The organism is Achromobacter sp. DH1f (genome assembly GCF_000633435.1).
GTDB classification, from domain to species: domain Bacteria; phylum Pseudomonadota; class Gammaproteobacteria; order Burkholderiales; family Burkholderiaceae_B; genus Achromobacter; species Achromobacter deleyi.
On record NZ_AYMF01000001.1, the window covers coordinates 176,549 to 191,758 of the forward strand.

The window sequence follows — 15,210 nt, forward strand, 5'->3', positions numbered from 1 at the left end:
GCAACCTCACGACCTGTTGACTTCCTATGCCCGGCAATACCCTCGGTACCTTGTTCACCGTCACGAATTTTGGCGAATCCCACGGGCCGGCCATCGGTTGCGTCATCGATGGCTGTCCGCCGGGACTGTCCCTGGATGCCGCCGATATCCAGCTTGAACTGGACCGCCGCCGCCCCGGCACGTCGCGCCACGTCACCCAGCGCCAGGAAGCCGACCAGGTCGAAATCCTGTCGGGGGTCTACGAAGGCCTGACCACCGGCACGCCCATCGGCCTGCTCATCCGCAACACCGATGCGCGCAGCAAAGACTATTCGAACATCGCCGATACGTTCCGGCCGGGCCACGCCGACTACGCCTACTGGCGCAAGTTCGGCCTGCGCGACCCGCGCGGCGGCGGCCGTTCGTCGGCCCGCCTGACCGCGCCCACCGTGGCCGCAGGCGCCGTGGCCAAGAAGTGGTTGGCCGAACAGTACGGCGTGAAGGTGCGCGGCTACATGAGCCAGTTGGGCCCCATCCCGATTCCGTTCGTGTCGTGGGACGAAGTGCCGAACAACCCGTTCTACGCGCCCAACGCCGATGTCGTGCCCGAACTGGAAGCCTACATGGACCAGTTGCGCCGCGACGGCGATTCGGTCGGCGCGCGCATCGAGGTCGTGGCCGAAAACCTGCCGGCCGGCTGGGGCGAACCCATCTACGACCGCCTGGATGCCGACATCGCCCACGTGATGATGGGCCTGAACGCCGTCAAGGGCGTGTCCATTGGCGCCGGCTTTGACTGCATCGCGCAGCGCGGTTCCGAGCACGGCGACGAAATCACGCCCGACGGTTTCCTGACCAACCACGCTGGCGGCGTGCTGGGCGGCATTTCCACTGGCCAGCCGGTGACGGTGTCGCTGGCCATCAAGCCCACGTCCAGCATCCGGGTCGAGCGCCGTTCGGTCAATCGCGCCAACGAGCCGGTGACGGTGCAGACGCTGGGTCGCCACGATCCGTGCGTCGGCATCCGCGCCACGCCCATCGCCGAAGCCATGCTGGCCCTGGTGCTGATCGACCACGCCCTGCGCCACCGCGGGCAGTGCGGCGATCGCGCCTGAGGCCCGTCGGGACCCCGATTTCAGCCACTGTTGGAGGCCGACATTGAGCCGTAACCGCTATCCGCTGCGCCGCCTGGCGGCCGTCCTGGGCCTGGCCGTATTGGCCGGCTGCACGGGCATGAACACCACCCAGTCGGGCGCCATCGGCGTCAACCGGACGCAGTACATGTCCAGCATGGTGCCCTCGCAGGCGCTTGAGCAGGAGGCCAACCAGCAATACGCCGACATCCTCAAGCAGGCCCAGGCCAAGAACCTGCTGGACCGCGATGCCCAGCAGGTTGCGCGGGTGCGGGCCATCTCGCAGCGCCTGATCGCGCAGGCGGGCGTGTTCCGTCCGGATGCCTCCGGCTGGAAATGGGAAGTGCACGTGCTGACCAGCGACGAGATCAACGCCTGGTGCATGCCCGGCGGCAAGATCGCGGTCTACACGGGTCTCATCAACAAGATCAAGCCTACCGACGACGAACTGGCTGCCGTGCTGGGCCATGAAATCTCGCATGCGCTGCGCGAACACGCTCGTGAGCGCGTGTCGCAGCAGATGGCCACCAGCCTGGGTTTGCAGGTGCTGTCCATCGCTACCGGGTCCAGCGCCGCGTCGGACCTGGGCGGACAGCTCACCAGCGTGATGTTCACGTTGCCCAACAGCCGCACCCACGAAACCGAAGCCGACCGCATGGGCGTCGAGCTGGCGGCGCGGGCCGGTTTCGATCCGCGCGCCGCCGTGACGCTGTGGCAGAAGATGGGGGCGGCCGACAGCGGCAATGCGCCGCCTGAAATCCTGTCGACGCACCCGTCGGCCGCGTCGCGCATCACCGATCTGCAGGCCGCTGCGCAGCAAGTGCTGCCGTTGTACGAACAGTCCAAGGGCCGCGCGGCTCGCTGACCTGACAGAGAAAAAGGGCATCCGCGTTGCCGCGGATGCCCTTTTTTTGCGCCTGCTGCGGATGGCTAGGCGGACAGCTTGACGCCGGGCCCGCGCATGACGGTGATGCCCAGGTCGGCCAGGATGCGGCGCGTTTCGCTGTCCGGCACGTCTTCGGCGTACACGGCGATGTGCAGCTTGCGGGCGGTTTCCAGTACCGATGCGGTCAGTTGCTGGCTGCCCGGGCTTTGCGACATGCCGCCCACGAAGCCGCCGCCCAGCTTCACGTACGACAGCGGCAGGGTGTGCAACTGCGCCACCGCGCCGAATTGCTGCGCCAGGCGGCGCACGCCGATATGCGCGCCGAATTCCGAGGCCACCCGTGCCAGCGCCGCGATCTGCTCGTGGCATTCGACCAGGCCGTGCGCGTCGATTTCCAGGAACAGGCGGCGAGCCAGCGCGCGGCGTTCGGTCAGCAGCAGGGCCAGCTGGCGCAGGTATTTCTGGCCGCGCAGCGAGGGCAGGGCCACGCGCAGGGCCAGTTCGCCCTCGTGGGCGGCCAGCCAGTCCAGGCCGAGTTCCACGGCCTGCAGGTCGCATTCGGCCACCAGGTCCAGCCGCACCGCGGGCGGAATGAACAGGGTGGCGGGGATAGGCGCCTGGTCGGGGGCGGTGCGCAGCATCAGCATGGCTTCGGTGCGCAGGACGGTGCCATCGGCGGCGCGCAGCGGTTCGGTGGCCAGTTCGAAGCGGCGGCCTTCCAGGGCCGACAGGATGGCGTCCTTCCAGGCGCGTTCGCCGGATTCGGACGGCGACTGCGCATCGGCGGCGCCTGCGATGACGACCTGGTCGTTGCCGGCGCTTTCCGCCCGCATCAGCCCGAAATCCAGCCGCGCCAGCACCGGGCCGGCCGGATTGCCGTGGCTGTAGTCGGCCATGGCCTGGGCCCAGCGGCACAGGTGGCCTTCGCCGACGGGGATGCGCGAGGCATGCAGGTCGGCGCGCAGCTGTTCGGCGATCATCATCGCCTGCGGCGCCGCGCAACCCGGCAGCAGCAGGGCGAAGTCGGACCCGTTCAGGCGCGCCAGCAGGGGGTTGGCCACGTGCAGCGACTTGAGTGACCCCTGGATGCGCTCGCAGGCCGCGCGCAGCCACTGGTCGATGAATTCGCGCGGCATGTGGCGGTTCAGGTCGGCCAGGTCACGTTGGCGGAACACCAGCACATGGCCGCCGTCGATGGGCGCGCGGGTTGGCGAGCCGCCCTGGACCGGGCCGGCTTCGAGCGCGCGGCGGAATTCGTTGACGAAGTATTTGCGATTGGGCAGGCGCGTGACCGGGTCCTGGTTCAGTTCCAGTTCCAGCGATTCGATCTTGGCGTTCTGCTCCTCGACGCTGGCGTAGACGCGTTCGCGGGTCTGGTTCAGCGCCTGCACCACGTCGGTCAATTCCGACACGCGCGCCTGCATCTGCTGCGGCGGCGTGTCCTGGCCGATGCTGCGGACGTGGTCGCTGATCTCGCGCAGCAACCGGTTCTTGATCCAGCCGACCAGGGCAAAGGCGAACAGCGCCCAGATCAGGCCCGCGCCCACCACCAGCGCAATCATGCGCAAGCTGCTGCGCCACAGGGCTTCCCAGGCATAGGCGTCGTTGGCTACCAGCGTCACTTCGCCGATCTGGCGCCAGCCGTCGCTGACCGCGTGCGAGGCCGACTGCGCGTCCAGCGGCGCCAGGGCCTGGAACCAGCGCGGCACGGACGCCCCGGTGGCGGCGGCCCGGCGCTCGATCAGCACCTTGCCTTCGGGGTCGGCCAGGCGCACCAGCGAAAAATGGCCGCCGTCGAACAGCGCCGACACCAGCAGTTCCTGCACCACCGGGTCGTTGTTGGCCGGTTGCGACAGCGACAGGGCCAGCGACACGGCGGCATCGGTGCTTTGCACCTGCAACTGGCCCGACAGGTATTCACGGGCGGCGTTGACGCTGAGCGCCAGGGTCCCCAGCAGGATCACCACGATTGCCAGGGTGACGCTGAGCAGGAGCTGTCGAAGTATGGACATAGTCTTGGTTCCGGACATCAGGGGCGTATGCCTTCCCGTTCCATGCGTTGAAGTAGATCGCGCCAGCGGCTGAGGCGGTCAACCGGTGCGGCGGGTTTGCCGTCGACGTACACGCCGTCGGCGTTGAAGCTGAAGACCGGCGTCAGGTCGCGCCGTTGCGATGCCGGCAGGATGGTGGAAATCAGGCTGTCCAGCACCAGCGGCACCGCGTTCGGGGTGTCGTAGTAGCCCAGCACCATGTGGGCGATCTGGCTGCTGCTGGCCGGGCCGCCGACCCGTGCCCGCACATAGATGAAACGCAGCTTGTTCGCCGGCACGCCCATGGACAGCAGGGTGAAGTACTTGCCGATGACGTAGTCTTCGCAGTCGCCCGCGCCCTTGCCCAGCGATTCGAGCGGGGTGGCCCAGTAATCGTCCTTGCCCCAGATCGTGATGTCGTCACCCGACAGCAGGGCGCGGTTCCAGAAATCGTTCGCCACCGTCAGCCTGTCTTTCTCAAGCGCGGGGGGCGGGGTGTGCAGCAGTTGCAGCCAGTTCGACACCGCCTTGGCGCCCTTGGCGCCATAGCGGCTGGCCGACAGGCTCTGCAATTTGTCGGCATTGATCTCCAGGGCGAAACTGCCGCCCCAGCCGCACGCCAGGCAAAGCAAAACCCATCGGCACAGGTTCAGCGTGACGCGGAAACGGCGGGTTGATGGCATGAAACGGATTTTCACATTTTTCCGGATGATTCAGGTGTCATCCGGAAAAAATCCCCCGCGCCGCCAACGCGCCGCGCCCTGTGCTTCAGACCGGTCAGGGCCGCGGGCGGCCCTGACCGGGTACGGCCTTAGCTGTGGTCGACGTTCAGCTTCCCCTTTTGCAGCAGGTCGTTGATGATCGCCTGGTTGTTCATCTGCCCGCCTTGCGTCAGGTCGATGTTTTCCAGCACGATCTTCTGGTCCGCGCCCTGCGTGCCCAGCTTGCCTTGCGTGTTGACGTCGATGACCGTGTTGTTGCCTTCCTTGTGGAAGTTCAGGTACTGGGTCAGGGTGCCGTCCTTTTCGCCGACCAGCAGGTCCTTCAGGTCCAGGATGTCGCCGCCGTCCGCAGGCTTGCCCAGCGAGAAGTCCTTGATGGTGTCGACCGCCGGCTTGGCAGTGGTGCCCTGGTCGCCCAGTTCCCACTTGAAGGTATCGCTGCCGGCGCCGCCGATGAGGATGTCATCGCCCTTGCCGCCGATCAGGATGTCGTTGCCGTTGCCGCCTTCCAGCGTGTCGTTGCCCGAACCGCCGTGCAGCAGGTCGTTGCCGTCGCCGCCGTACAGTTTGTCGTCGCCCGCGCCACCGTAGATGATGTCGTTGCCATCGTCGCCGTACAGGATGTCGTCGCCGCCCTGGCCGTAGATGATGTCGTCGCCCGTGCCGCCGTGGATGGTGTCGCTGCCACCGCGCGGGTCATCGGCCAGGTTGAAGTCGGCGTGATGGTCCTTGATGTAGTCGTACAGGTCGCTGTTGGTCGGCGGGTGCCCGTCACGCATTTCCAGGAACACCTGCAGCGCCTTCAGGCCCGAACCCTGCAGCAGGTCGCTGGGGCGGCCGCCCACGGAACTCCAGTTCAGCACCGCGCCATCCGTGTTCAGCGTGTCGCCGAAGATGATGTCGTTGCCGGCGCCGCCGTTGATGATGTCGTTGCCGACGGCGGCCGGGTCCGTGCTGGACGAGCCGCCTTGCAGCGCAGCGGCCAGGTCCTTGGCGGTGTTGACGATCTGGGGCTGGCCAACCGAACCCGTGACGGTCTGGTTGGGGCTCCACCAGTAGTCGCCCGGGAACGAGACAGTGCCCGATCCGGTGACGCTGGAGTTGTCGAAGAACTTCAGGTAGCCCTCGTTCACGCCGGTGCCGATGCCGATGGCATGCACCGTGCTCTTGCCGCTCAGGCCCTTGAAGGCGTCGACGGCGTCCTTCATGTCACGGTAGTCGGTGCTGCTGCCGCTGCCGTTGCTGCCGTTGTTGCTGAACGTGGGGTCGCCGTCGGTCAGGAAGTACGTGACGTTCTCGAACGTCTTGCCGTTGGACGTCGTGGGCTGCTTGTTGAACCAGGTCAGCGCTTCCTTGAAGGCGCCTTCGTAGTTCGTGCCGCCGCTGGCGCTCAGCTTCTCGATGGCCTTGATCAGGTCATTGACGTTGGTCGAGTTCAGGCCGTTGATCGTGTACTTGGTGCTGGCCGACGACTCGAAGCCGATCAGCGCCACGTTGACGATGCCGTCGTGGCCCTTCAGGCTGTTGGCCAGGTTCTTGAGCGCGTCGATCGTCAGCTGCATGCGCGACAGGCCCTTCGTGCCCGACGGGTCCGACATGCTGCCCGAGGTATCGACGACGATCGCGATGTTGTAGTTCTTGCCCGGTTCCACCGTGGTGACGGTGCCGCCCTTGTCGCCCAGGATGATGTCGTCGCCGCTGCCGCCGTTGATGGGCGGCTTGGTGCCGGTGCCGCTGCCGTCGTTGTCGCCCGAGATGAAGTTGTTGGTCTTGATGGCGAAGTTGTATTCGCCCGACGTGTCCTTGCCGCCGTAGGCCGTGCCGCCGTTGTCGCGGACCTGGAAGCCGAACGAGGTGTCCTGGCCGGCGGCCGACGGGGTGTAGACCAGCTTGCCCGACGCAATGTCCGCTGCCGAGATCACGGCGTTCACCGTCACGGGCTGGCCGTTCAGGGTCAGCGTGCCGTCGGTCGGCAGGCGGGTGATGATCACGCTTTGCAGCGAATTGCCTTCGGCGCCGTCATTGAAGTTGAACTCGGCCGTGGTGAATGCATGGCCGGCGCCCGCGCTGACGGTGGTGGCGTTGTCGGCCGCGGTCGGGGCGTCGTTGGTGCCCACCACGTCGACCGTGATGGTCTGCTTGGCCGAACCGTCGGCGGACGTGACCTCGAAGCTTTCCTTGAGCACCTTGCCGGGGGCCAGGTCCTGCACGGCCTTCAGGCTGTTGTTCAGCGAGTAGGTCCAGTTGCCGTTGGCGTCGATCGAGAACGTGCCGTACTTGCCTGCCACGCTGTTCTGGGCGATGACACTGCTCTGGCCGGCGTCGGCATCGGACACGGTCAGCTTGCCCGAGGTCAGCAGCGTGTTGTCCTCGATCACCGTGCCGGAGGTCTGGCCGGAGATCTTGGCAATGTCGTTGGTGCCGGTGATGGTGACGGTGATGTCCTTGTACGCGGTGCCGCCGTTGCCGTCGTCCACCGTGACCCGGATGACGTCGTTCACCGTCTGGCCTTCGGTCAGGGCTTGCACCTTGGCGCTGTTGTTGTCCAGCACATAGGTCCACTTGCCGGTCTGGTCGACGGTGAAGGTGCCGTACGTGCCCTGGCCGCCGTTGTTGACCGTCCAGGTGTGCTTGTCGGTGGCGTCGATGTCCTGCTTGGTCAGCTGGCCGCTCGTGGTCAGCGTGCCGTCTTCCTTGACGTTGCCGGTGACCAGGCCGGTAATGGTCGGGGCGTCGTTGGTGCCGTTGATGGTGATGACCACCTTGCTGGTGGTGCCATCCGCGGTGGTGACCGTGAAGGTCTCGCTCACGCTGTCCTTGGCGCCCAGCTGTTGCACCACCGTGGCGGTGTTGTCCAGCTTGAAGGACCAGTTGCCGTTGGCGTCGATCGAGAACTTGCCGTATTGGCCCTGGAAGTCGGTCTGCGGCTTGAAGACCGCTTCGCCGGCATCCTTGTCCGTCACGTTCAGCTTGCCGCTGGCCGTGTCGATCGTGTCTTCCTTGACGGTGCCCTTGTCGGCCCCCGGCGTGCTGGGGGTGATGACGGCGGCGTCGTTGGTGCCGGTGATGTCGATGACGATCGTCTTGGTGGCCGTGCCGCCATGGCCGTCGTCCACCGTGACCGTGATGCTGTCGGTGACCTTCTGGCCTTCGGTCAGCGCCTGGACCTTGGCACTGTTGTTGTCCAGCACATAGGTCCACTTGCCGTTCTGGTCGACGGTGAACGTGCCGTACGCGCCCTTGCCTTCATTGTTGACGGACCAGGTGTGGGTGTCGTTCGTGTCGACGTCCGACTTCGTCAGCTGGCCGGTCGCAGTCAGCGTACCGTCTTCCTTGACGTTGCCGGTGGTGGCGCCGCTCAGGGTCGGGGCGTCGTTGGTGCCGGTGACGTTGACGACGATGGTCTGGGTGGCCTTGCCGCCGTTGCCGTCGTCCACCGTGACCGTGATGGTGTCGGTGACCTTCTGGCCTTCGGCCAGGGCCTGGACCTTGGCGCTGTTGTTGTCCAGCACATAGGTCCACTTGCCGGTCTGGTCGACAGTGAAGGTGCCGTACGTGCCCTTGCCGTCGTTGTTGACGGACCAGGTGTGCTTGTCGGTCGCGTCGACGTCGTGCTTGGCCAACTGGCCGGACACGGTGGTGCTGGTTGCGTCTTCCTTCACGTCACCCGTGGCCTGGCCGGTGATGGTCGGGTCGTCGTTGGTGCCGTTGATGGTGATGACGACCTTGCCGGTGGTGCCGTCGGCGGTGGTGACCGTGAACGTTTCGGTCAGGCTGTCCTTGGCGCCCAGCTGCTGGATGGCCGCGGCGTTGTTGTCCAGCTTGAACGACCAGTTGCCGTTGGCGTCGATCGAGAACTTGCCGTACTGGCCCTGGAAGTCGGTCTGCGGCTTGAAGACCGCTTCGCCCGCGTCCTTGTCCGTCACGTTCAGCTTGCCCACGGCGGTCAGCGTGGAGTCTTCCTTGACCGTGCCCTTGTCGTCGCCCGGCTTGCTGGGCGTGATCACGGCGGTATCGTTGGTGCCCGTGATGTCGACGACGATGGTGGTGGTGGCCTTGCCGCCGTTGCCGTCGTCCACCAGCACCGTGATGGTGTCGGTGACCTTCTGGCCTTCGGTCAGGGCCTGGACCTTGGCGCTGTCATTGTCCAGCGTGTAGGTCCACTTGCCGCTCTGGTCGAGCGTGAAGGTGCCGTACTGGCCCTTGCCGCTGTTGCCGACGTTATCGAACGACCAGGTGTGCTTGTCGGTCGCATCGATGTCGTGCTGGGTCAGCTGGCCGTTGGCGGTCTGCGTGCCGTCTTCCTTGACGTTGCCGGTGGTGGCGCCGGTGATGGTCGGGACGTCGTTGGTGCCGTTGATCGTGATGACGACCTTGCTGGTGGTGCCGTCGGCGGTGGTGACCGTGAACGTTTCGCTCAGGCTGTCCTTGGCGCCCAGCTGCTGAATGGCCGTGGCGTTGTTGTCCAGCTTGAACGACCAGTTGCCGTTGGCGTCGATCGAGAACGTGCCGTACTTGCCCTGGAAGTCGGTCTGCGGCTTGAAGACGGCTTCGCCGGCATCCTTGTCCGTCACATTCAGCTTGCCCGAGGCCGTCTCGGTGACGTCTTCGGTGACGATGCCCGCGTCGGCGCCCGGCTTGCTCGGGGTCACGACGGCGGCATCGTTGGTGCCGGTGATGGTGACGGTGATGTCCTTGGTGGCCGTGCCGCCATGGCCGTCGTCGACCGTGACCGTGATGGTATCGGTGACCTTCTCGCCGCCCTTCAGGGCCTGGACCTTGTCGCTGGCGTTGTCCAGCTCGTACTTCCAGTTGCCGTTCTGGTCGACGGTGAACTTGCCGTACGCGCCCTTGCCGTCATTGTTGACGGTCCAGGTGTGCTTGTCGTTCACGTCCACGTCGGCGACGTCGAGCTTGCCGGCGGCGGTGGTGGTGCCGTCCTCGGTGACATTGCCGGTAACCGTACCGGACAGCGTCGGCTTGTCGTTGGTGCCGGTGATCTCGACAGTGATGGTCTCGGTCGCCTTGCCGCCGTGGCCATCATCGACCGTGACCGTGATGGTGTCGGTGACCTTCTGGCCTTCGGCCAGGGCCTGGACGTTCTTGCTGTCATTGTCCAGCGTGTAGGTCCACTTGCCGTTCTGGTCGACGGTGAAGCTGCCGTAGGTGCCCTTGCCGTCGTTGTTGACGGACCAGGTGTGTTTGTCGTTGGTGTCGACGTCGTGCTGCGTCAGCTGGCCAGACACCGTGGTGTCGACCGCGTCTTCCTTGACGCTGCCGGTGGTGGTGCCCGTGAGGGTCGGGGCGTCGTTGGTGCCCGTGATGTCGATGGTGATGGTCTGGGTGGCCTTGCCGCCGTGGCCATCATCGACCGTGACGGTGATGGTGTCGGTGACCTTTTGGCCTTCGGCCAGGGCCTGGACGCTGGCGCGGGTATTGTCCAGCGTGTAGGTCCACTTGCCGTTCTGGTCGACGGTGAAGCTGCCGTAAGTACCCTTGCCGTCGTTGTTGACGGACCAGGTGTGGGTGTCGTTGGTGTCGACGTCGTGCTGGGTCAGCTGGCCGGACACCGTGTTGGACACGGCATCTTCCGTGACCCCGCCCTTGGCTTCGCCGGTGATGGTGGGCGCATCGTTGGTGCCGTTGATCGTGATGACCACCTGGCTGGTGGTGCCGTCAGCGGTGGTGACCGTGATGGTTTCGGTCAGCTTTTCGCCTTGAGCCAGCGCCTGGACCTTCGGGTCCTTGTTGTTCAGCTCGTACGTCCAGGTGCCATTGGCATCGATGGAGAACGTGCCGTGTTCGGTCACGACGCCGGTCTGGGGCTTGAAGTTGGCTTCGCCCGCGTCCTTGTCGGTCACGTCCAGCTTGCCGCCGGTGACCAGGGTGCCGTCTTCCGTGACGTTGCCCTTGTCGTCACCTGTTTCGTGCGGCGTGATCACAGCGGCGTCGTTGGTGCCGGTGATGTCGATGACGATCGTCTTGGTGGCAGTGCCGCCGTGGCCGTCGTCGACCGTCACGGTGATGGTGTCGGTGACCTTCTCGCCGCCCTTCAGGGCCTGGACCTTGTCGCTGGCGTTGTCCAGCTCGTACTTCCAGTTGCCGTTCTGGTCGACAGTCAGCGTGCCGTACTCGCCCTTGCCGCCATTGTTGGCTGTCCAGGTGTGCGTATCGTTGGTGTCGATGTCGGTGACGACCAGCTTGCCGGTGGCGGTGGTGGCGCCGTCTTCGGCCACGTTGCCCGTCGCCGTGCCCGACAGCGTCGGCTTGTCGTTGGTGCCGGTGATCTCGACGGTGATGGTCTCGGTCGCCTTGCCGCCATGGCCGTCGTCCACCGTGACCGTGATGGTGTCGGTGACCTTCTGGCCTTCGGCCAGGGCCTGGACGTTCTTGCTGTCGTTGTCCAGCGTGTAGGTCCACTTGCCGTTCTGGTCGACGGTGAACGTGCCGTAGGTACCCTTGCCGTCGTTGTTGACGGACCAGGTGTGCTTATCGGTGGCGTCGACGTCATGCTGCGTCAGCTGGCCGGACACGGTGGTGTCGGCCGCGTCTTCCTTGACGCTGCCGGTGGTGGCGCCCGTGAGGGTCGGGGCGTCGTTGGTGCCCGTGATGTCGATGGTGATGGTCTGGGTGGCCTTGCCGCCGTGGCCATCATCGACCGTGACGGTGATGGTGTCGGTAACCTTCTGGCCTTCGGCCAGGGCCTGGACGTCCTTGCTGGCATTGTCCAGCACGTAGGTCCACTTGCCGTTCTGGTCGACGGTGAACGTGCCGTAGGTGCCCTTGCCGTCGTTGTTGACGGACCAGGTGTGGGTGTCGTTGGTGTCGACGTCGTGCTGCGTCAGTTGACCGGACACCGTGGTGTCGGTGGCGTCTTCCTTGACGCCGCCGGTGGCCTCGCCAGTGATGGTCGGGGCGTCGTTGGTGCCCGTGATCTCGATGGTGATGGTCTGGGTGGCCTCGCCGCCGTGACCGTCATCGACCGTGACGGTGATGGTGTCGGTGACCTTCTGGCCTTCGGCCAGGGCCTGGACGTCCTTGCTGGCGTTGTCCAGCGTGTAGGTCCACTTGCCGTTCTGGTCGACGGTGAAGGTGCCGTACGTGCCCTTGCCGTCATCGTTGACGGACCAGGTGTGCTTGTCGGTCGTGTCGATGTCGTGCTGCGTCAGCTGGCCGGACACGGTGGTGTCGGTGGCATCTTCCTTGACACCGCCCTTGGCTTCGCCGGTGATCGTCGGATCGTCGTTGGTGCCGTTGATCGTGATGGTGACGATGCTGGTGGTGCCGTCAGCGGTGGTGACCGTGATGGTCTCGGTCAGCTTTTCGCCTTGGCCCAGCGCCTGGACCTTCGGGTCCTTGTTGTTCAGCTCGTACGTCCAGGTGCCATTGGCATCGATGGAGAACGTGCCGTGTTCGGTCACGACGCCCGTCTGCGGCTTGAAGTTCGCTTCGCCCGCATCCTTGTCGGTCACGTCCAGCTTGCCGCCGGTGACCAGGGTACCGTCTTCGGTGACGCTGCCCGCGTCGTCGCCCGTTTCGTGCGGGGTGATCCCGGCGGCGTCATTGGTGCCGGTGACGGTGACCTTGATTTCCTGGGTGACCTTGCCGCCATGGCCGTCGTCGACGGTCACGGTGATGGTGTCCACGACCTTTTCGCCGGCCTTCAGGGCCTGGACCTTGGGGTCGTCGTTGTTCAGCTCGTACGTCCAGTTGCCGTTCTGGTCGACCTTCAGCGTGCCGTATTCGCCCTTGCCGTCGTTGCCGACGGTCCAGGTGTGCGTGTCCTTGGTGTCGACGTCGGCGACGTCGAGCTTGCCGGTGGCGGTGGTGGTGCCGTCTTCGGTCACATTGCCGGTGGCCGTGCCCGACAGCGTCGGGGCGTCGTTGGTGCCGGTGATGTCGACGGTGATGGTCTGGGTCGCCTTGCCGCCGTGGCCGTCGTCGACCGTGACGGTGATGGTGTCGGTGACCTTCTGGCCTTCGGCCAGGGCCTGGACGTTCTTGCTGTCATTGTCCAGCACGTAGGTCCACTTGCCGTTCTGGTCGACGGTGAACGTGCCGTAGGTACCCTTGCCGTCGTTGTCGACGGACCAGGCGTGCTTATCGGTGGCGTCGACGTCATGCTGCGTCAGCTGGCCGGACACGGTGGTGTCGGCCGCGTCTTCCTTGACACCGCCGGTGGCCTCGCCGGTGATGGTCGGGGCGTCGTTGGTGCCCGTGATGTCGATCGTGATGGTCTGGGTGGCCTTGCCGCCGTGGCCGTCATCGACCGTCACGGTGATGGTGTCGGTGACCTTCTGGCCTTCGGCCAGCGCCTGGACGTTGGCGCGGGTGTTGTCCAGCGTGTAGGTCCACTTGCCGTTCTGGTCTACGCTGAACGTGCCGTACGTACCCTTGCCTTCGTCGTTGACCGACCAGGTGTGGGTGTCGGTCGTGTCGACGTCGTGCTGGGCCAATTGGCCGGTCACCGAATTGGATACGGCGTCTTCCGTGACGCCGCCGGTGGCTTCACCGGTGATGGTCGGGGCGTCGTTCGTGCCGGTGATCTCGATGGTGATGGTCTGGAGGGCCGTGCCGCCGTGGCCGTCATCGACCTTGACCGTGATGGTGTCGGTGACCTTCTGGCCTTCGGCCAGGGCCTGGACGCTGGCGCTGGTGTTGTCCAGCGTATAGGTCCACTTGCCGTTCTCGTCGATCGTCAGCGAACCATACTGGCCCTTGCCACCGTCGGTGACCGACCACGTGTGCGTGTCGGTCGCATCCACGTCGTGCGGCGTCAGCTGGCCGGACACGGTCGTGTCGGCCGCGTCTTCCTTGACGCCGCCGGTGGCTTCACCGGTGATGGTCGGCGCGTCGTTGGTGCCGGTGATCTCGATGGTGATGACCTGGGTGGCGGTGCCGCCGTGGCCGTCATCGACCGTGACGGTGATGGTGTCGGTGACCTTCGTGCCTTCGGCCAGGGCCTGGACCTTGTCGCTGCCGTTGTCCAGCGTATACGTCCACTTGCCGTTCTGGTCGACGGTGAACGTGCCGTAGGTGCCCTTGCCGTCGTTGTTGACGGACCAGGTGTGGGTGTCGCTGGTGTCGACGTCGTGTTGCGTCAGCTGGCCGGACACGGTCGCGACGGTCGCATCTTCCGTCACGTCGCCGGTCGCGGCGCCGGTGATGGTCGGCGCGTCGTTGGTGCCGTTGATCGTGATGACGACCTGGCCGGTGGTGCCGTCGGCGGTGGTGACGGTGAAGGTCTCGGTCAGCTTTTCGCCCGCGGCCAGGGCCTGCACGCGCGGATCGGTCTGGTTCAGGCTGTAGACCCAGTTGCCGTTGGCATCGATCGAGAACGTGCCGTAGGTGCCCGGGCGGTCGGCCACGGCCACGAAGAACGACTGGCCGTCGTCCGGGTCCACCACGTTGAGCTTGCCGTTGGCGGTGGAGACATCATCTTCCGTGACCGTGCCGGCGTCGTCGCCCGGCTTGGACGCGGTGATCTGGGCGGGGTCATTGGCGCCCACGACCGTGATTTCGACGGTGGCGGTCGACGTCGCGCCGCTGGGGTCGGTGACCACGTAGGAAATCGTGGTGGTGGCGGTCTGCCCTTCGGGCAGGTGCTGGAAGCTGGTGCCCGGCACGAACGTATAGCTGCCGTCCGGCTGCACCACGAAAGTGCCGCCGTTCGAGCCGGTGACGGTGACGCCGCCCGGGGTCATGGGGCGGCCGCTGACCGAGGCGATGGTCAGGGGATCGCCGTCGGGGTCACGGTCGTTGGCCAGCAGGTTGCCGCTGGCGGTGGCCTTTTCGCCGACGCGGGCCGTGTCATTGACCGCGATGGGGGCATTGTTGGTGGGCGTGGTCGGGCCGGTGCCGGTGCCAGTGCCGTCACCCGTGCCGTCGCCGGTGCCGGTGCCGCTGGATGCACGGTCTATCGTGTCGGCGCCGCGGCCGGGGTTGGGGTAGGCCAGGTCCAGCGGGCTGGTGGATTCCAGGATGCGGGCCAGGCGCACGAAGCTGCCGCCGCCGTCATCGCCGCTGCCGCCGGTCAGGGTGGCTGCGGTGGGGTCCAGTACCTCGAACGGGTCCTGGCCGGCTTGCAGGGCCGCCAGCAGGCGGTCGGAATCGGTGCCCTTGGGCGCGGCCACCGCGGCTTCGGACGGGTCGGCCAGCGGGCCAGCCATGTCCCCGTTAACGGCGACTTCACGGCTTTCCCCGATCACGATCGGCATGCCGTTCTCGACCTGCAGGGCCACCGTCGCACCGGAGGCGGTGACGATGTCGCTGCCGGCGGGGACGTTGCTGCCTTGACGCAGTTCGGTCAGGGATCCGTCGCTATTGCGTATCCACGCGCGACCGGTGAGTTCAGTGACGACTGCGGGAGAGGAGTTGGCCATGTCGGTTCCGTTTCAGGGATTTATCCAAGATGGCCAGATACTAGAGAGGGCGCGCGGGCGGCGGTATTGTCCTCAAGG

General features: G+C 65.9%; 5 protein-coding genes. 2 read left to right on the forward strand and 3 right to left on the reverse strand.

Annotated features, from left to right (window positions below):
• Positions 1–26: 26 nt before the first annotated feature.
• On the forward strand, positions 27–1,094 hold the full coding sequence (gene aroC / locus U858_RS0100850) for a chorismate synthase (protein ID WP_025135302.1): 1,068 nt from the start codon (positions 27–29) through the stop codon (positions 1,092–1,094).
• A gap of 43 nt (positions 1,095–1,137) precedes the next feature.
• On the forward strand, positions 1,138–1,977 hold the full coding sequence (locus tag U858_RS0100855) for a M48 family metallopeptidase (protein ID WP_025135303.1): 840 nt from the start codon (positions 1,138–1,140) through the stop codon (positions 1,975–1,977).
• 65 nt (positions 1,978–2,042) lie between these two features.
• On the opposite strand, the gene U858_RS0100860 is transcribed toward U858_RS0100855, so the two are convergent.
• The 3 genes from U858_RS0100860 to U858_RS36055 form a co-directional block, all read right to left on the reverse strand.
• Positions 2,043–4,010, reverse strand: a complete 1,968-nt coding sequence (locus U858_RS0100860) for a LapD/MoxY N-terminal periplasmic domain-containing protein (protein WP_025135304.1) — start codon at positions 4,008–4,010, stop codon at positions 2,043–2,045.
• Between the two features lie 17 nt (positions 4,011–4,027).
• Positions 4,028–4,711: a transglutaminase-like cysteine peptidase gene (locus U858_RS0100865; protein WP_025135305.1), complete on the reverse strand. Its 684-nt coding sequence runs from the start codon at positions 4,709–4,711 to the stop codon at positions 4,028–4,030.
• Between the two features lie 128 nt (positions 4,712–4,839).
• The gene (locus U858_RS36055) at positions 4,840–15,132 is read right to left on the reverse strand and encodes a retention module-containing protein (RefSeq protein WP_025135306.1); all 10,293 of its coding nucleotides are present in this window, start codon (positions 15,130–15,132) and stop codon (positions 4,840–4,842) included.
• Positions 15,133–15,210: the final 78 nt, after the last annotated feature.

Bases quoted from the DNA above. Each gene is read 5' to 3' on its own strand.
- aroC (WP_025135302.1), top strand. From the start codon at position 27: ATGCCCGGCAATACCCTCGGTACCTTGTTCACCGTCACGAATTTTGGC.
- U858_RS0100860 (WP_025135304.1), bottom strand. From the start codon at position 4,010: ATGTCCATACTTCGACAGCTCCTGCTCAGCGTCACCCTGGCAATCGTG.
- U858_RS0100865 (WP_025135305.1), bottom strand. From the start codon at position 4,711: ATGCCATCAACCCGCCGTTTCCGCGTCACGCTGAACCTGTGCCGATGG.
- U858_RS36055 (WP_025135306.1), bottom strand. From the start codon at position 15,132: ATGGCCAACTCCTCTCCCGCAGTCGTCACTGAACTCACCGGTCGCGCG.